This window comes from Rhizobium sp. BR 317 (assembly GCF_047445835.1).
Taxonomy (GTDB): domain Bacteria; phylum Pseudomonadota; class Alphaproteobacteria; order Rhizobiales; family Rhizobiaceae; genus Rhizobium; species Rhizobium paranaense.
The window spans coordinates 174,265-192,464 of the sequence record NZ_JARWLB010000003.1; the positions used below are offsets into that span (position 1 = coordinate 174,265).

Below are 18,200 nucleotides of genomic sequence, written 5' to 3' on the forward strand. Positions count from 1 at the left end.
GAACCATGGTTAGCAAAGTTGCAGAGGCGACCGCACCGTCAGTGACGCGCCCCAGGCGCCGCCGCGTGCCGCCGGAACTCGGGATCTTCCTCGTGCTGATCGGCATTGCGCTCGTCTGCGAAATCCTCGGCTGGATTTTCGTCGGCCAGAGCTTCCTGCTCAATGTGCAGCGCCTGAAGATCATGATCCTGCAGGTTTCCGTCATCGGCATCATCTCGGTCGGGGTGACGCAGGTCATCATCACCGGCGGTATCGATCTGTCATCGGGCTCCGTCGTCGGGTTGACGGCCATGGTGGCGGCGAGCTTCGCACAGTCCTCGACCTGGGCGCGGGCGCTTTATCCATCTCTGACCGATTTGCCGTTTTTCATTCCGATCGGCGTCGGCCTGCTGATCGGTCTGGCCGCCGGTTACGTCAACGGCCAGCTCATCACGAAAACCAAGATTCCGCCATTCATCGCGACGCTCGGCATGATGGTTTCGGCCCGCGGCCTGTCGAAATTGTACACGAAGGGGCAGCCGGTCTCCGGCCTCACCGATCAGTTCAATTTCATCGGCACCGGCATCTGGCCCGTCGTCGTCTTCCTGCTCGTCGCGTTGGTGTTCCATATCGTGCTGCGCTACACGCGCTACGGCAAGTTCACCTATGCGATCGGCGCCAATGTGCAAGCGGCACGCGTCTCGGGTATCAATGTCGAGGCGCATCTGGTGAAGGTCTACGCGATTGCCGGTCTGCTCGCCGGTCTCGCCGGCATCATCACCGCCGCCCGCGTCCAGACTGCGCAGGCCGGCATGGGTGTGACATATGAATTGGATGCGATCGCCGCTGCCGTTATCGGCGGCACCTCGCTCACGGGCGGTGTTGGCCGTATCACCGGCACGATCATCGGTACCGTCATTCTCGGTGTGATGATCTCGGGCTTCACCTTCCTGAACGTCGATGCCTACTACCAGGAGATTGCCAAGGGCGTCATCATCGTTGCCGCTGTCGCAATCGACGTCTACCGCCAGAAGAAGCGGGCCAAACACTGAAACGGCCGCGTTTCATCTGATATCTCGAGGCGGGGGTTTTGCCCCCGCCTTTTTCGTTTGCGGCGTCATTCTATGCTAATGCAGATTTTTTTCATTTAGCTATGGCGAATCCTGCCATCTTTTCTATTCTGGCCGCTTCCCGCTGCTCCTTCGAGCACACTATCCAGGATAGACAATGCAATCCGTATTCGATGGCCATAACGACGTTCTCTTAAGACTCTGGAATCATGCCCGCGACGGAACCGATCCGGTCGCGGAATTCAGGGATGGGGCATCGACCGGCCACATCGATGCGCGTCGCGCCAAGGCTGGTGGGCTGGCCGGTGGCCTCTGCGCCATCTACATCCCCTCCGGAAATCTGGTCTTCGCCGATCCCGACCGCAACGGCCACTATGCCACGCCGCTCTCGCCGCCGCTGGAGCGTGCGCCGTCGCTCGATATCGCGCTCGAAATGGCAGCGATCGCCCTCAAGCTCGATCGCGCCGGTGTCTGGAAGCTTTGCCGCTCGACCGCGGAAATCCGCGATTGCATGGAAAAGGGCATCTTCGCTGCGGTGATGCATATGGAAGGCTGCGAGGCGATCGACGCGGATCTCGTCGCGCTTGAAACCTTCTACGCGGCCGGCCTGCGTTCGCTCGGTCCCGTCTGGAGCCGCAACAACGTCTTTGCCCATGGCGTACCCTTCGCCTATCCGAGTTCACCGGATACAGGGCCGGGCCTGACGGATGCAGGTTTTGCGCTAGTGCGCGAATGCAACCGCCTCGGCATCGTCATCGACCTCGCCCATATCACCGAAAAGGGCTTCTGGGATGTGGCGAAGACATCGGATCAGCCGCTGGTTGCCAGCCATTCCAATGCACATGCGCTGACCCCCGTCGCTCGCAATCTCACCGACAGGCAACTCGACGCTATCCGGGAGAGCCGCGGCATCGTCGGCCTGAACTATGCGACGGCCATGCTGCGTGAGGATGGCCGCTCGGATGCCAACACGCCGATCGAGGTGATGGTTCGCCATGTCGACCACCTCGTCAGCCGCGTTGGCATCGATTGCGTCGGCCTCGGATCGGACTTCGACGGGGCGACGATTCCGCATGAAATCAGCGATGCTGCAGGCAATCAAAAGCTGATTGCTGCGCTCAGGAACGTTGGCTATGGTGAAGCCGATCTTGTGAAGCTGTGCAGGGAGAACTGGCTTCGTATCCTGGCCTCTGCTTGGGGAGAGAGCAGCAGACCGCGTATGTGATTCGTAGTAACAAAAGCTAAAATAAGGGAACGAAAACAATGATGATGACCAAGATGAACCGCAGCTTCCGCATCCTTTCGGCCGGTGCGGCTCTCTCGCTTTTGACGATGGCCGTGCCGAGCGCCTTCGCCACGACGCCGAAGGACACGCTGGTCGAAGGCTTCGCCTTCGACGACATTCTCAGCATGGACCCGGCCGAAGCCTACGAACTCTCCGCTGCCGAAGTCACCGGCAACACCTACAGCCTGCTCGTTCGCCTAGATATCAACGACACCTCCAAGATCCAGGGCGATATTGCCGAGAGCTGGTCGGTTTCCGACGATCACCTGACCTATACGTTCAAGCTGAAGCCCGGCTTGAAGTTTGCTTCGGGCAATCCGATCACCGCCGATGACGTCGCCTGGTCTTTTGAGCGCGTCGTCAAGCTCGACAAGAGCCCGGCCTTCATCCTCACTCAGTTCGGCCTGACCGGCGCCAATGTCACGGAAAAGGCGAAAGCGACCGATCCGAGCACCTTCACCTTCACCGTCGACAAGCCCTACGCGCCGAGCTTCGTGCTGAACTGCCTGACGGCGACCGTTGCGGAAGTGGTCGACAAGAAGCTGGTGACGCAGCACGTCAAGCCGGTGACACCGTCGGCCGATTACAAGTATGACAACGACTTCGGCAATGGCTGGCTGAAGACCGGCTTTGCCGGCTCCGGTCCGTTCAAGCTGCGCGAATGGCGCGCCAACGAGGCCGTCGTTCTGGAGCGCAACGACAATTATTACGGCGAAAAGCCGAAGCTTGCGCGCGTCATCTACCGCTTCATGAAGGAAAGCTCCGCACAGCGCCTGGCGCTGGAGAATGGTGACATCGACGTTGCCCGCAACCTGTCGCCGACGGACCTCGCGGCCGTCGAGAAGAACGCTGAACTTACCTCCACCAATGCGCCGAAGGGCACGATCTACTACGTCAGCCTCAACCAGAAGAACCCGAACCTTGCCAAGCCGGAAGTGCAGCAGGCGTTCAAGTACCTGGTCGATTACGACGCCATCAGCAAGACGCTGATCAAGGGCATCGGCGAAATCCATCAGACCTTCGAGCCGAAGGGCATGCTTGGCTCTCTGGATGAAAATCCGTTCAAGCTCGATGTCGCCAAGGCCAAGGAACTGCTCGCCAGGGCCGGTCTGCCCAATGGCTTCTCCGTGACGATGGACGTGCGCAGCATCGAGCCGGATACGGGTGTCGCCACCTCGATCCAGCAGACGCTCGGCCAGGCCGGGATCAAGGTCGAGATCATTCCCGGCGACGGCAAGCAGAAGCTCACCAAGTATCGCGCCCGTAACCACGACATCTATTTCGGCAACTGGGGCAACGACTATTGGGACCCCCATTCCAACGCCGATACGTTCACGAACAATCCTGACAACTCCGACGCAGGCACCAACAAGACGCTCGCCTGGCGCAACGACTGGACGACGCCGGAGCTCGACAAGGAAACAAAGGCTGCCCTGTTCGAGGTCGACGCCACCAAGCGCGGCGCCATGTATCAAGATATCCAGAAGAAGTACCTGGATGCCAGCCCGTTCGTCTTCCTGTTCCAGCAGACGGAAGTCGCCGGCTATCGCAAGGATGTGAAGGACTTCAAGCTCGGCCCGAGCTTCGACACCAACTTCGTCTGGCCAGTGTCGAAGTAATGGTCCGATAGGACTAGTTCTTTGAGCACAGTCGAACGGAAAATGGAGGTGCGGCCCAAAAAGGGCCGTGCCGCGCCCATTGCGATGGGTGTTTTGCGCTTCCTCGTCGTGGCGGTCACGACCTATCTCGGCCTTCTCGCCGTCACGTTTTTCATCGGGCGCGTTATCCCGATCGATCCGGCGCTGGCGATTGCCGGCGACCATGCGCCTGCGCAGGTGCTGGAGCGGCTGCGCCGCCAAATGCATCTCGATCAGCCGCTCTATCTGCAGTTCTACTATTATCTGCTGAGTGCCCTGACCGGCGATTTCGGTACCTCCGTGCTGACGACCAATCCGGTGATGGACGATATCCGGCGTGTCTTTCCGGCGACGATGGAGCTTGCGACCGTCGGCACGATCATCGGCGCGGTTTTCGGCGTTCCCTTTGGTGTGCTAGCCGCCGTGCGCCGCAACAGCTTCGTCGACCAGATCGTCCGTGTCATCGGACTTGTCGGCTATTCGGTGCCGGTGTTCTGGCTGGCGATGGTGTCGCTCGTCATCTTCTACGCCAAGCTGGGTTGGGTGGCCTATCCTGGCCGCATCGACATCGCCTTCGAATATACGTTCACGCCGATCACTGGTTTCTATCTGCTCGACAGTGCCATGCAGGGGCAATGGGATGTGTTCTGGGATGCCTTCCGTCACATTATTCTGCCGGCCTCGCTGCTCGGCTATTTCTCGCTGGCCTATATCAGCCGGATGACACGCAGTTTCATGCTGAACGAGCTGGGTCAGGAATATATCGTCGCTGCCCGCGCCAAAGGGCTTTCGGAGACGCGGGTGATCTGGGGCCATGCGCTGCGCAGTGCCGTCGTGCCGCTGATCACGGTGATTGCGCTCTCCTATGCCGGATTGCTGGAAGGCTCTGTGCTGACCGAGATCGTCTTTTCCTGGCCGGGCATCGGTTTCTATATCACCAGTTCGCTGCAAAATGCCGACATGAACGCCGTGCTCGGCGGCACGGTCATCGTCGGTACGGTCTTCATCGGGATCAACCTGCTCTCCGACTTGCTCTACCGCACTCTCGATCCAAGGACGCGACGTAAATGACGGCTGGGACCACGCAACTTTCCTGGCGTGACTGGCTGCTGTCGGATCGGCCGCAGTCGCGCCGGCAGGCGAGCCTCGGGCGCGCCTATGTCACCTGGCGGCAATTTTCCGCCAATCGGCTGGCCGTTCTCGGATTGCTGATTATTGTCGCCCTCGTTCTCGTGGCGGCCCTTGCCGATGTCATCGCCCCCTATCCGCCAACGATCGGCGATCTGACCAACGCCTATCTGAAACCGCCCGGCACTGGTGGCTATCTTCTCGGCACCGACAATCTCGGGCGCGATATCCTGTCCCGTTTGATCTATGGGTCGCGATGGACCCTCTATATCGTTGTGCTCGTCGCGATCATTTCGGCGCCGTTGGGGCTGTTTATCGGTATGATAGCTGGCTATGCAGGTGGCTGGATCGATACCGTGCTGATGCGCATCACCGATATTTTCCTCGCCTTTCCGAAACTGGTGCTGGCGCTCGCTTTTGCAGGCGCGCTCGGCCCCGGCATCGAGAATGCCATCATCGCTATCGCCATCACCTCCTGGCCACCCTATGCGCGCCTGGCGCGGGCCGAGACGATGACAGTGCGGCGCTCCGATTACATCGCCGCCGTGCAGCTCATGGGCGCCTCGCCGATGCGTATCGTTTTTCGCCATATCATGCCGCTTTGCATTTCCTCGGTGATCGTGCGCGTGACACTCGATATGGCCGGTGTCATTCTGACCGCAGCGGGCCTCGGTTTCCTTGGCCTCGGCGCACAGCCGCCCCTGCCAGAATGGGGCGCGATGATCGCCACCGGGTTCAAATATTATCTCGATCAATGGTGGGTCGCGGCGATGCCAGGTATCGCCATCCTGATCGTCAGCCTGGGCTTCAACCTGCTCGGTGACGGCCTGCGCGATGCGCTCGATCCGAAGGAGAGCGGCCAATGACGGCATTGTTGACGGTCGAGAACCTCAGGGTTCGTTATCCTACCCGCACCGGCGTGATCGAGGCCGTGCGCGGCGTATCCTTCACGCTCGGCCGCGAGCGGCTCGGCATCGTCGGCGAGAGCGGTTCGGGCAAATCGCAGACCGGCCGCGCCATCATGGGGCTGACGCCGTCACATGGCATCGTCACGGCGGACAAGCTGAACTTCAGCGGCATAGACCTGCTGTCGGTCTCGGCCAGGGAGCGCCGGTCTCTGCGCGGCAAGCGCATCGCCATGGTGCTGCAGGACCCGAAATATTCGCTCGACCCGGTGATGACCATCGGCAAGCAGATCACCGAGACGCTGCGAACGCACGAGAAGGTCAGCAAGGCGGAAGCGCGCGACCGTGCGCTGGCCATGCTGGAAGCCGTGCAGATCCGCGATCCCAAACGCGTCTACGAGCTGCATCCGCATGAGGTGTCCGGCGGCATGGGACAGCGCGCGATGATCGCGATGATGCTGATCGCCGGGCCGGAACTGCTGATCGCCGACGAGCCGACCTCGGCGCTCGACGTCACCGTGCAGCTCGATGTGCTGAGGATCATGGACAGGCTGGTATCGGAACGTGGCATGGGGCTGATTTTCGTGTCGCACGATTTGAGGCTGGTATCTTCCTTCTGTGATCGGGTCATCGTCATGTATGCCGGCAAGATCGTCGAGGAACTGAAGGCTGCCGATCTCAACAATGCGCAGCATCCCTATACGCGCGGCCTGTTGAACTGCATGCCCGTGATCGGTGAGAACCGCCATCCGCTGCCGGTCCTCGACCGCAAGCCGGAGTGGGCGGCATGACGGCAGCGCTTGCAGTCGACGGCCTCAGCGTCGTCTATGACGGTTATTCTGCCCTCGATGCGGTCAGTATCGATGTGAACAAGGGCGAATCCTTCGGTCTTGTCGGCGAGTCCGGTTCCGGCAAGTCGACCTTGTTACGCGCCGTCGCCGGTCTTGCGCCCGTCAGCGGCGGCTCAATCCGCGTCGATGGCGAGGTGCTGAAGGGGGCGAAACGCGCCAAGGCGTTCTATCGCCAGGTCCAGATGGTGTTTCAGGACCCCTATGGTTCGCTGCACCCGCGTCAGACCATCGACCGGCTGCTGCTGGAGCCGCTGGCGATCCACGGTATCGGCGACAGCGAGACGCGCATCACCCGGGCGCTCGACGAAGTCGGCCTTGGGTCGGGCTTCCGTTTTCGCTATCCGCACCAATTGTCGGGCGGCCAGCGTCAGCGCGTGGCGATCGCCCGGGCCTTGATTGTCGAGCCGTCGATCCTGTTGCTCGACGAGCCGACCTCGGCGCTGGACGCTTCCGTGCAGGCGGAAGTGCTCAATCTGCTGGAGCAGGTGCGCAGGGATCGTCACCTGACTTTCGTCATGGTCAGCCACGATCTCGGCGTCGTCACGCATATGTGCGAACGTCTGGTGGTGATGCAGAATGGCGCCGTCGTCGAGCGTCTGAGCGCAAAAGAATTGGCGGCTGGCGATGTCAAGCAGGACTACACGCGCAACCTGATGATTGCGAGCAAGGGTTTTGTCCGCGCCTAACTAGCTGTATTCGTTGTGTCTTCAACACTCTTTTAGTTAAGCAGCGCTTAAAAGACGACCAATCGTATAGACTATTGACTCGTGCCGCAATTCTGTCATGATCCCATTAATGGCGGTTAACTTTCGTGATCCCTGTTACGGGTCATACACGAGTGGAGGCAGGCATGTTTTTCATGGGTGGCATGACCATGGGTTATCTTCATCCGCCACAGCCGGCGAAAGAGGAGGACGCGTTGGCCGTCACTCTGCCGGAAGAAAAGAGCCGCCGTCAGATCGGTCCGACCGAAGCTGCGGCTCCCGAACCCGAAGTAAGCGCCGTAGAGCGCACTTTGATCTGGGCTCGCCGTATTCTCTGCTGATTTCGGCTTTGCTGATCTTTCGAGCCCGACCGTCATCCAGTGGTTTATTTTTTCCTTCGTTGGCCTCTGGAAGAAAAACCATCTCTACCTAATTGATAGGGATTGTATGAATGTCGGGCGTGAACTCGCCCGCAAAACATCGAAAAAATAACGAACGGAGGCAACACATGGCGAATTTGGGTATGTCTAATACGCATGTGAATCAGTTCGACGGTTCTAAGCGCGTAGCAACGACGCGGAGCAAGATTCAGACTGCGATCCACGTTGCGCTGTTTTCAGCCGCGTTTGTCTTTATCGCTGCAATCGTCTGCGGCATCGTTATCTAAGCGCGCCGCAAGAATGATATGACCGGCATTGATCGGTCATATCTTGCGCCTGCCGTTGCGGCGCGCTGTAGGATGATGGTCATCCCCTCTCTGTTTCCTGACGGTTACCATTACATTCCTATTTGTTCCAAGTTGAAACCTTACCTTACGGCAACTCTTCTTTCCCACCGTTGTCAAAACTTTGCTGGGCAAAGAAAATTTCTTGCGCCCAATAGAATGCGCTTCATGAAAACAGTAAGCTCCGCCAAAACACAAAGTACAGTGGGGCGGAAGCATGACCAAGGTGGGGGCTGGGCGCAGCAGCAGGCGGAGTGGTGCTCTCGACGTGAAGGCGGTCCTGAACCAGGATTCGCATGCCGTACGCGACGCCAAGGAGAATAATCTCGAATTGGCGATCGGCCACGAGGTTCGTGCCTTTCGCAAGAAGCTCGGCATCACCGGCGCCGATCTTGCCTCGGCAACCGGCATATCGCTCGGCATGCTCTCAAAGATCGAAAACGGCAACACGTCGCCGTCTCTCACCACATTGCAGGCCCTGGCTCGGGCGCTCGGTGTGCCTGTCACATCGCTATTCCGGCGTTTCGAAGAAAAACGCAACGCCGTCTTCGTCAGGGCCGGCGAGGGTTTGGAGATGGAGCGGCGAGGGACGCGCGCCGGTCATCAGTACAATCTGCTCGGCCATATCGCCAACGGGTCTAGCGGATTGCAGGTCGAACCCTATCTCATCACGCTAACGGCCAATTCCGATGTTTTTCCGGCGTTTCAACATGAAGGGCTGGAATTGATCTATATGCTGGAAGGAGAGGTCGAATACCGTCACGCCGACAAGCTCTATGCGATGCGGCCCGGCGACAGCCTGTTCTTCGACGCCGATGCGCCGCATGGTCCGGAGGTGCTGACAAGTCTGCCGATCCGCTTTCTGTCGATCATTTCCTACCCGGAAAAAAACGGCTCTTGAGAGGAATTTGCGAATCTTTTGAGGGAGTTCAGTTTAAGTTCATCTTCCGCGGGATATGCAGGGCTCAACCTACCAAGCCCTGCCGATTTGCGGTCGCAAGAAATCAGCCTAAGGAGAATGCCTCATGACCTTGATCGATTGTCTTTGACACGAGCGGACTGCTGCCGGAATCATCCGGTTGCGTCTCAAGTTTCACGGAAGCCTGTTTCGAATGGTGGCGCAAAATTGCCATGATCTTGACGAAGAGGCCGTGAAAATCTTCGCCTGAATACGTTTGTTCTAAGCCGCCACTTCGAATTCATCCCCTTCGCACGCCGGGAAGCGAAGCAAAGGGTCCAAATGCATGAATAGTTGTGTGAGGCAGGACAAGAGACGTTAAAGGCGACAATGCCTGTCACTCTGTTTGGACCCAGAACACGAATCCATGACATCTCAAAATCTCTCCACTGTTCCGCCGCGCGATTCTGAAGCCAAGCAGATCGATCATAACGATTCGATCCGTGCCACCTACTTCTCCAACGATCAGATCCGGGAATGCGGTGCGATCTTCGCCCGCAACGGCGCTGCGACGAAGCTGCCGGGCTTTGCGTCCTTCGATTTCTTCGACCGGCACAAGGAGAACGAAAAAGAGATCCTGCGCGTCTATCGTTCGGCCAATGCCGACGTCGACGCCGGCGAATCGATCACACCTGCGGCCGAATGGCTGCTCGACAACCACTACATCATCGAGGAAGCGATCCAGGAAGTCCGCCGCGATTTCCCGAAGAAGTACTACGATCAACTGCAGAAGATCACCATAGACGGCATGGTGATGCCGCGCACGCTGGCGCTTGCCTGGCTCTATGTCGCCCACACGCACAGCACCGTATCCAACCAGGGCCTGCTGGCGCTCGTCGAAGGCTTCCAGTCGCACGAGATGCTGAAGATCGGTGAACTCTGGGCGGTTCCGTCGCTGGTGCGCTATGTTCTCGTCGACAATCTGCGTCGCATCTCCAGCCGCGTCGAGCAGAGCCGCCTGACGCGCAAGAAGGCCAACGCCGCGGTCGATGAGCTCATTCGCCTCAATGACGACGCCAAGGTCACCGAGTTCCTGAGGACGCTCGAGCCCTATACATCAGACAATACCTTCGCCACGCAGTTCCTCTATCGCCTGCGCGATGGCTCGCATACCTCTGGCCTTGCCGTCACCTGGCTGGAAAGGCGCCTGACGGAAGCCGGCACCGATGCCGAAACCGTCATGATGGCCGAGCATAACCGCCTGTCGTCCGGCAATGTGACGATGGGCAACATCATCAAAAGCCTGCGGCTGATCGACGACACCGACTGGTCGGGCTGGGTCGAGGAGGTCAGCGCGGTCGACAAGCTGCTCTGGGACGAGACCGATTACGCAAAGCTCGATCCCGGCTCACGCAACAGCTATCGCCGCGCCATCGAGAAGCTTGCCCGCCGCTCCGACAAGACGGAAATGGAGATCGCCCAGGTCGCCATGGCCATGACCGAAGCGGCCAAGGCCTCGGGCGAGCCGCAGCCGCATGAGCCGAATATCGGCGATTTCATTGTCGGCCAGCAGATCGAGAAGTTGGAAAAGGCGATCGGCTTCCGCCCGAAGCTGTCGCAGCGCTTCGTCCGCCAGTGGCGCAAGTTCAACTGGCTGGCGATCGCCGCCCCCGTTCTTCTGCTCACCGTCATCGCTCTCTGGATCGTTGGTTATTTCATGATCCAGGCCGGCATGGGCTGGGCTGAAACCATAATCCTGCTGCTGATGTTCTCGCTGCCGGCATCGGAAGGCGCCACCGGCCTGTTCAACTTCGTGGTCACCATGTACCTCACGCCGGCGCGTCTCGTCGGCTATGAGTTCAAGGAGGGCATTCCGGAAGAGGCCCGCACGCTGGTCGTCGTGCCGACATTGATCGCCAATCGCGACAGCGTCGACGAACTGGTGCGCAACATCGAAGTTCATTATCTCGCCAATCCGCTTGGCGAAGTCTATTACGCGCTGCTGAGCGACTGGCCGGACAGCAAGGAAGAAGAGAGCGAACGCGATCTGGAAATTCTGGATTACGCCCGTCGCGAAGTCGCCAATCTCTCGGCCCGCTATGCGGAAGACGGCAAGCAGCGCTTCTATTTGCTGCATCGCCGCCGCCTCTACAATCCGGCCGAAGGCGCCTGGATGGGCTGGGAGCGCAAACGCGGCAAGCTGCACGAACTGAACCTGTTGCTGCGCGGCGACCGCGACACGACCTTCCTGCCCGGCGCCAATACCGTGCCGAAGAACGTGCAATACGTCATGACGCTCGATTCCGATACGCGCCTGGTGCGCGACACGGTCACGAAGCTCGTCGGCAAGCTGCATCATCCGACCAACCGCCCGGTCTTCGATCCTGAAACCAAGCGTGTCGTGCGTGGCTACGGCGTGCTGCAGCCGCGCGTCACCCCGTCGCTGACGACCGGCAAGGACGCTTCGGTGTTCCAGCGCGTCTTCTCCGTCAACCGCGGTCTCGACCCCTATGTCTTTGCTGTCTCCGACGTCTATCAGGACCTGGTCGAGGAAGGTACGTTCACCGGCAAGGGCCTCTATCATGTCGACGCGTTCGAAGCTTCGCTGAAGGGCAAGATCGAGGAGAACGCGGTTCTCAGCCACGACTTGCTCGAAGGCTCGATGGCGCGCTGCGCCCTAGTTACTGACTGCGAACTCGTCGAGGATTTCCCGATCCGTTACGAAGTCGAAGTCTCGCGCCAGCATCGCTGGGCTCGCGGCGACTGGCAGTTGCTTCCCTATCTCTTCAATCCGAAGCGCGGTGTCACCGGCCTCGGCCGCTGGAAGATGATGGACAATCTGCGCCGCTCGCTGACGCCGATCGCCTGGTTCTTCGCCTCCGTGCTCGGCTGGTATTTCATGGGGCCGTTCGCCGCCCTGATCTGGCAGATCCTGCTGATCTTCTGCCTGTTCGTGGCACCGACGCTGTCGCTGATCAACGGCATCATTCCGCGCACCAGCGATATCGTCGCCCGCGCCCATCTCTATACGGTCTGGTCGGATATTCGTGCCGCCAATGCGCAAGTAGCGCTACGGATCGTCTTCATCGCCGACGGCGCCTGCATCATGGCTGACGCTATCGGCCGCTCGCTCTACCGTGCCTTCGTCAGCCGCAAGCTGATGCTGCAATGGCGCACGGCGGCCAGCGCCCAGGCGGCTGCCCAGACGACGATCCTCGGCCATTACCGCGTCATGTGGCACGCACCGGTGCTGGCGCTGCTGGCATTGGCTTTCGCGTCTCTTTCCGGCGACAACGCCTTCTTTGTCGGCATTCCCTTCGCGCTGCTGTGGATTCTGTCGCCGGCGATCGCCTGGTATGTCAGCCAGACGGCGGAAACCGAAGACAAGCTCGAAGTGCCGGAAAGCGTTTCGGCCGAGCTGCGCAAGATCGCGCGGCGCACCTGGCGTTATTTCGACACCTTCGTTGTCGAGCAGCAGAACCACCTGCCGCCGGACAATGTGCAGCAGACGCCGCATGCGGTGGTTGCTTCGCGTACCTCGCCGACCAATATCGGCGTCTACCTGCTCTCGGTGATTTCGGCCCGCAATTTCGGCTGGATTTCCTTCGAAGAAACCATCGATCGCATGGAAAAGACCATGGCGACCGTCGAGAAGCTCGAGAAATTCCGCGGGCATCTCTGCAACTGGTATCATACGGATACGCTGAAGCCGATGGGCGCGCGCTACGTCTCGGCGGTCGATAGCGGTAACTTTGCCGGCCATCTGATCGCCGTGTCTTCGGCCTGCCGCATCTGGGCGGAAGCACCTTCCGCGCATATGCAGGGCAACCTCGACGGTATCGGCGATGTCGCCGGCATTCTCGGCGAAATGCTTGCCGAACTGCCGGATGACCGCAAGACCGTTCGTCCGCTGCGCCATCGCCTGGAAGAGCGCATCATCGGCTTCCGCAACGCTCTGGCGGCCGTCAAGCGCGAGCACGAGTTCGCCTCGATCCGCATCATCAACCTGTCCGTCCTGGCGCATGATATCCAGAAACTCGCCGCCAACCTCGACCACGAGGTCAAGTCGCCGCAGAGCGGCGAGGTGCTCACCTGGTCGGAATCGCTGGTGAAGGTCTGCGAAGGCCATATCGCCGACAGCGTCTTCGATCTCGCCAATGTCGATGCGCTGCGTCAGCGCCTGGCCAAGCTGCGCGACCGCATGCGCGAGACCGCCTTCGGTATGGAATTCGGTTTCCTCTACCGCCCGGAACGGCGCCTGCTTTCCATCGGCTTCCGCGTCGAAACCAACGAACTCGATGCCGCCTGCTACGACTTGCTGGCGTCCGAAGCCCGTCTTACCAGCCTCTTCGCCATCGCCAAGGGCGACCTGCCGACGGAGCATTGGTATCGTCTCGGCCGCCAGGTCGTGCCGATCGGCTCGCGTGGCGCGCTGGTTTCCTGGTCCGGCTCGATGTTCGAATATCTGATGCCGCCGCTCGTCATGCAGGAGCGTCAGGGCGGTATCCTGAACCAGACCAACAATCTGATCGTTCAGGAGCAGATGAACTATGCCAAGCGCCTCGGCGCCGGCATTCCCTGGGGCATTTCGGAAGCGGCGTTCAACGCCCGCGACCACTATATGCACTACCAGTACACCAACTTCGGTGTGCCTTCGCTCGGCCTGAAGCGCGGCCTCGGCCAGAATGCCGTCATCGCGCCTTATGCCTCTATCCTCGCCAGCCAATACCGGCCGGAAGCGGCGCTCGAAAACCTGCAGAAGCTGCGCAAGGTCGGCGCCCTCGGCACCTATGGCTTCCACGACGCCGTCGACTTCACGCCGACCCGCGTTCCGGAAGGCAAGAAGTGCGCGGTGGTCTTCAACTATTATGCCCACCATCACGGCATGTCGATTGCGGCTATTGCCAACGTCGCCTTCAATGGTCGCCTGCGCGAGCTCTTCCACGCCGATCCGGTGATCGAAGCGGCCGAACTGCTGCTGCAGGAAAAGGCGCCGCGCGACATCCCGGTCATGGCCGCCAAGCACGAGAGCGACCAGCCGGCGAATATCCAGGAAGACATGCTGCGTCCGGAAATCCGCAAGATCGCCGATCCGGCCACGCAGGACCGCGAACTCGCCTTCCTCTCCAACGGTCATTATGCCGTCATGCTCACGGCGACTGGCGCCGGTTATTCGCGCTGGAACGGCTTGTCCGTCTCGCGTTGGCGGGCCGATCCGACGGAAGACCGTTGGGGCACCTTCATCTTCCTACGCGATACCGCGTCCGGCCAGTGGTGGTCGGCCACCTCCGAGCCGCGCAGCGTCGAAGGCGAGAAGGTCAAGGTCACCTTCAGCGATGAAAAGGCGGAATACAGCAAGACGGTGGGTGATCTCACCAGCGACGTCGAGTGCATCGTCGCAACCGAACACGATGCCGAAGGCCGCCGCGTGACGCTGCTCAACATGGGCGCGGAGGATCGCTTCATCGAGGTGACCTCCTATCTCGAGCCGGCTATCGCAAGCGATGACGTCGATTCCGGCCATCCGGTCTTTGCCCGCATGTTCGTGCGCACCGAAATCGGCAGCAGCGGCGATGTGATCCGCGCTGAGCGCAACAAGCGCGACTATAACGAGCCTGACATGTCTGTCGCCCACCTGGTCGTCGACAATGCCGGCACCGAGCGTCCGACTGAATTCGAGACGGACCGCCGCAAGTTCCTCGGCCGTGGCCGGACGCTGGCGGAAGCTGCTGCTTTCGATCCGGGTGCAGTCCTCTCCGGTACGGATGGCTTCACCATGGACGCCTGCCTTTCGCTGCGCCGCGTCGTGCGCGTGCCGGCGGGCAAGAAGGTCAGCGTGATCTTCTGGACGATCGCCGCACCGCATCGTGAGGATGTCGACAAGGCGGTCGATCGCTACCGCAATCCCGATACGTTCGGCATCGAGCTCACGCAGGCCTGGACGCGCACGCAGATGCAGATGCGCCATGTCGGCGTCACCTCGCAGCAGGCCGCAGCCTTCCAGAAGCTTGCGCGCTATCTCGTCTATCCGGATATGCATCTGCGCGCCGACGGCGCCACCGTTCAGGCTGGCCTGCATTCGCAGTCGGCGCTCTGGCCGGTGACGATCTCGGGTGATTTCCCGATCTTCACGCTGCGCATCAATGACGATATCGATCTCGAAATCGCCAGGGAAGCGCTGAGCGCGGCGGAATATATGCGTTCGCGCGGCATCAATGCCGATCTGGTGATCGTCAACGAGCGCGCCGTCGATCAGGCCCAGGACATGCAGCGCGAGCTGGACAAGCTCGTCGAGCATATTCGCCACAATCAGGGCGAAGGGCTGCGTCAGAATATCTTCTCGGTCCGCAAGGATCTGATCGAGCAGGAGACTTACCAGCAGATTCTTGCTGCCTCGCGCGTGATCTTCCATGCACGCAACGGCAAGCTCGTCGATCAAATCGCCCGTGCGGCGACGCTGTTCGGTTCCGCGCAATCCGATGGGCCGGCGCCGGTCAATCGTCTTGCCGTGCCGATGGTGCCGCAGAAATCGGTTTTCGCAGCCGACGAACTGGAAGCGCAGGACGATCTGGACTTCTGGAACGGTTATGGCGGCTTTGCCGACAATGGCCGCGAATATGTCGTCCGGCTCGCCGGCGGTCAGTCGACGCCGCAGCCGTGGATCAACGTCATCTCCAACGAGCGCTTCGGCTTCCATGTGCCGGCCGAAGGCGGTGGCTTCACCTGGAGCCATAACTCACGCGACTATCAGTTGACCCCGTGGACCAACGACATGGTCATCAACCGTCCGGGCGAGGCGCTTTACGTGACCGATCTCGACAGCAACACGGTCATGACTCCCTATGCGAGCCTGTCGCGCAATCCGAATGTGCGATATGAGGCCCGTCACGGGCTTGGCTATTCGGTGTTCTCGAGCAAGCAAAACGGCATTGCGCTGGAACTGACGCAAACGGTCGACCGCGAGCGTCCGGTCAAGCTCTTCCGCCTGCGCATCCGCAATACGGGCGACGGCGCCCGCCGGCTGCGGCTCTACAATTATGCGGAATGGGTCCTCGGCACCAATCCGAACAAGACGCGGCCGTTCATCCTATCGTCGCTGGATGAGGAAACGGGTGCGCTGTTTGCCAACAATGCCTACAGCATCGACTATTCCAAGCGTGTCGCTTTCATGGCGGCGAGCGAAGGACATTCGAGCTTCTCAGCCAGCCGCCGCGAATTCATCGGCCGCCATGGCACGGTGCAGATGCCGGAAGCGGTCGTTTCCGGCGCGGTCCTCTCCAACTCCACCGATCTCGACGGCGATCCCTGCGCGGCACTCGCCTTCGACCTGACTGTCGGAGCCGGCGAGCAGAAGGATATCTGCCTCTATATGGGCGATACCGCTTCGATCGAAGAGGCGCGTGCGTTGGTTGCCGATATCCGCAAGGCCGATTTCGAGGCCGTGCTTTCGGCCAGCCGCGGCTTCTGGGACGGCTTCACCGGCCGTCTGCAGATCTCGACGCCGGACAAGGCGATGGACAACCTGATCAATGCCTGGCTTCCCTACCAGAGCCTCGGTTGCCGCATCTTGTCACGTACGGCCTTCTATCAGTCGTCGGGTGCTTTCGGCTTCCGCGACCAGTTGCAGGATACGCTGGCATTCCTGATGCACGCACCGGAGCTTGCCCGCAACCAGATCCTGAATGCGGCGCAACGCCAATTCCGCGAAGGTGATGTGCAGCATTGGTGGCTGCCGGGCAGCGGCGCCGGCGTACGCACGAGTATCTCTGACGATGTCGTCTGGCTCGCCTATGCCATCGACCAGTATTGCACCGTGACCGGCGACAAGTCGCTCCTCGATGAAGAGCTTGCCTTCGTCGAAGGTGCGGCCCTCATGCCCGGCACGCATGACGTTTTCTACCAGCCGACCGTGTCGCAGGATAAGGTCAGCGTCTACGAGCATGCGGCTTTGGCGCTCGATCTCGCGATCAAGCGCAAGGGCGGCAACGGTCTGCCGCTGATCCTCGGCGGCGACTGGAACGACGGCATGAACCGCGTCGGCATCCAGGGTCGTGGTGAAAGCGTTTGGCTCGGCTGGTTCCTGGCTGGCACGCTCAACGCTTTTCTGCCCTACGCGGAAGCCCGCGGCGACAAGGAGCGCGTCGAGCGCTGGAAGAAGCATCTGCCGGAATTGCGCAAGGCGCTGGAAACGGCGGGCTGGGATGGCGGTCATTATCGTCGCGGCTACTTCGACGATGGCAGCCCGCTCGGCTCGGACGAGAATTTCGAATGCCAGATCGATTCGATCGCGCAGTCCTGGAATATTCTCTCCGGCCAAGGCGACCGCGAGCGCGGCGAGAAGGCGCTGAACGCCGTTCTCGAAAAGCTGGTCGATGATGACAACCGCATCATCCGGCTGTTCACGCCGCCTTTCGCCAAGTCGGCGCGAGATCCGGGTTACATCAAGGCCTACCCGCCGGGTGTCCGCGAAAACGGTGGCCAGTATACCCATGCCGCTACCTGGGTGGTCATGGCACTGGCGGAAATGAATCGCGGCGACGATGCCTGGCATTGCTTCGAACTGCTGAATCCGGTGAACCATGCACGAAATCGTGATCAGGCCGATACTTACCGTGTGGAGCCTTATGTCATTGCCGCCGACGTCTATGGCGAGGGGCAATTGACCGGCCGCGGCGGCTGGACATGGTACACGGGCTCGGCCGGATGGCTTTATCGCGTAGCAATTGAGGGGATTCTCGGTATCCGTGTCAAAAACGGCCATCTCTACGTCAAGCCGGCACTGCCGTCGAAGTGGGATGGTTTTGCGGCGGACCTCGATCTGCCGAGCGGAAAATACCGTATTTCCGTCTCAAAAGCGCCCGATGCTAAGGGATACTTGGTTACCGTGAATGACAGGGCGATCGCCCATCCCGAAGAGGGCTATCCGATCGGACAGTAGGGTTTTCCCGCACTGTTTCGCTTTGACGATCGGGGCCAGCGCATAGCCCCGAAAGTCGGAATCGATTTCCGGAAAAACTAT

At 60.4% G+C, this 18,200-nt stretch carries 11 protein-coding genes; all 11 read left to right on the forward strand.

All coding sequences use genetic code 11. The annotated features are described in order from the left end of the window. Window positions 1–5 precede the first annotated feature (5 nt). The 11 genes from QD357_RS05940 to QD357_RS05990 all read left to right on the forward strand — a co-directional run bounded on the left by QD357_RS05940 (window position 6) and on the right by QD357_RS05990 (window position 18,119). On the forward strand, window positions 6–1,031 hold the full coding sequence (locus tag QD357_RS05940) for an ABC transporter permease (protein ID WP_107109851.1): 1,026 nt from the start codon (window positions 6–8) through the stop codon (window positions 1,029–1,031). Window positions 1,032–1,206: 175 nt separating this feature from the next. Next, complete coding sequence (locus tag QD357_RS05945; RefSeq protein ID WP_107109850.1) at window positions 1,207–2,274, forward strand: dipeptidase; 1,068 nt, start codon at window positions 1,207–1,209, stop codon at window positions 2,272–2,274. A gap of 38 nt (window positions 2,275–2,312) precedes the next feature. Continuing rightward, window positions 2,313–3,953, forward strand: a complete 1,641-nt coding sequence (locus QD357_RS05950) for an ABC transporter substrate-binding protein (RefSeq protein WP_414124114.1) — start codon at window positions 2,313–2,315, stop codon at window positions 3,951–3,953. Window positions 3,954–3,974: 21 nt separating this feature from the next. Next, window positions 3,975–5,042 carry an ABC transporter permease gene (locus tag QD357_RS05955; RefSeq protein ID WP_107109848.1) on the forward strand — a complete coding sequence of 356 codons (1,068 nt, stop codon included), beginning with the start codon at window positions 3,975–3,977 and terminating at the stop codon, window positions 5,040–5,042. Beyond that, window positions 5,039–5,965 carry an ABC transporter permease gene (locus tag QD357_RS05960; protein WP_107109847.1) on the forward strand — a complete coding sequence of 309 codons (927 nt, stop codon included), beginning with the start codon at window positions 5,039–5,041 and terminating at the stop codon, window positions 5,963–5,965. Before QD357_RS05955 ends, QD357_RS05960 begins: the two co-directional genes overlap by 4 nt. Next, window positions 5,962–6,795, forward strand: a complete 834-nt coding sequence (locus QD357_RS05965) for an ABC transporter ATP-binding protein (protein ID WP_107109846.1) — start codon at window positions 5,962–5,964, stop codon at window positions 6,793–6,795. The genes QD357_RS05960 and QD357_RS05965 overlap by 4 nt, the downstream gene beginning before the upstream one ends. Then, a complete protein-coding gene (locus tag QD357_RS05970; RefSeq protein WP_107109845.1) occupies window positions 6,792–7,541 on the forward strand; it encodes an ABC transporter ATP-binding protein in 750 nt (249 codons plus the stop codon). Before QD357_RS05965 ends, QD357_RS05970 begins: the two co-directional genes overlap by 4 nt. Before the next feature lie 164 nt (window positions 7,542–7,705). Beyond that, window positions 7,706–7,900 (forward strand): hypothetical protein, encoded by a 195-nt coding sequence (locus QD357_RS05975; protein WP_107109844.1) that lies wholly within the window; start codon window positions 7,706–7,708, stop codon window positions 7,898–7,900. 167 nt (window positions 7,901–8,067) lie between these two features. Further along, the gene (locus QD357_RS05980; RefSeq protein WP_181316113.1) at window positions 8,068–8,226 is read left to right on the forward strand and encodes a hypothetical protein; all 159 of its coding nucleotides are present in this window, start codon (window positions 8,068–8,070) and stop codon (window positions 8,224–8,226) included. A gap of 274 nt (window positions 8,227–8,500) precedes the next feature. Further along, window positions 8,501–9,184: a helix-turn-helix domain-containing protein gene (locus tag QD357_RS05985; RefSeq protein WP_210318822.1), complete on the forward strand. Its 684-nt coding sequence runs from the start codon at window positions 8,501–8,503 to the stop codon at window positions 9,182–9,184. A 424-nt stretch (window positions 9,185–9,608) separates the two neighbouring features. Next, window positions 9,609–18,119 carry a GH36-type glycosyl hydrolase domain-containing protein gene (locus QD357_RS05990; protein WP_107109843.1) on the forward strand — a complete coding sequence of 2,837 codons (8,511 nt, stop codon included), beginning with the start codon at window positions 9,609–9,611 and terminating at the stop codon, window positions 18,117–18,119. Window positions 18,120–18,200: the final 81 nt, after the last annotated feature.

Bases quoted from the DNA above. Each gene is read 5' to 3' on its own strand.
- QD357_RS05940 (WP_107109851.1), top strand. From the start codon at position 6: ATGGTTAGCAAAGTTGCAGAGGCGACCGCACCGTCAGTGACGCGCCCC.
- QD357_RS05945 (WP_107109850.1), top strand. From the start codon at position 1,207: ATGCAATCCGTATTCGATGGCCATAACGACGTTCTCTTAAGACTCTGG.
- QD357_RS05950 (WP_414124114.1), top strand. From the start codon at position 2,313: ATGATGATGACCAAGATGAACCGCAGCTTCCGCATCCTTTCGGCCGGT.
- QD357_RS05960 (WP_107109847.1), top strand. From the start codon at position 5,039: ATGACGGCTGGGACCACGCAACTTTCCTGGCGTGACTGGCTGCTGTCG.
- QD357_RS05965 (WP_107109846.1), top strand. From the start codon at position 5,962: ATGACGGCATTGTTGACGGTCGAGAACCTCAGGGTTCGTTATCCTACC.
- QD357_RS05970 (WP_107109845.1), top strand. From the start codon at position 6,792: ATGACGGCAGCGCTTGCAGTCGACGGCCTCAGCGTCGTCTATGACGGT.
- QD357_RS05975 (WP_107109844.1), top strand. From the start codon at position 7,706: ATGTTTTTCATGGGTGGCATGACCATGGGTTATCTTCATCCGCCACAG.
- QD357_RS05980 (WP_181316113.1), top strand. From the start codon at position 8,068: ATGGCGAATTTGGGTATGTCTAATACGCATGTGAATCAGTTCGACGGT.
- QD357_RS05985 (WP_210318822.1), top strand. From the start codon at position 8,501: ATGACCAAGGTGGGGGCTGGGCGCAGCAGCAGGCGGAGTGGTGCTCTC.
- QD357_RS05990 (WP_107109843.1), top strand. From the start codon at position 9,609: ATGACATCTCAAAATCTCTCCACTGTTCCGCCGCGCGATTCTGAAGCC.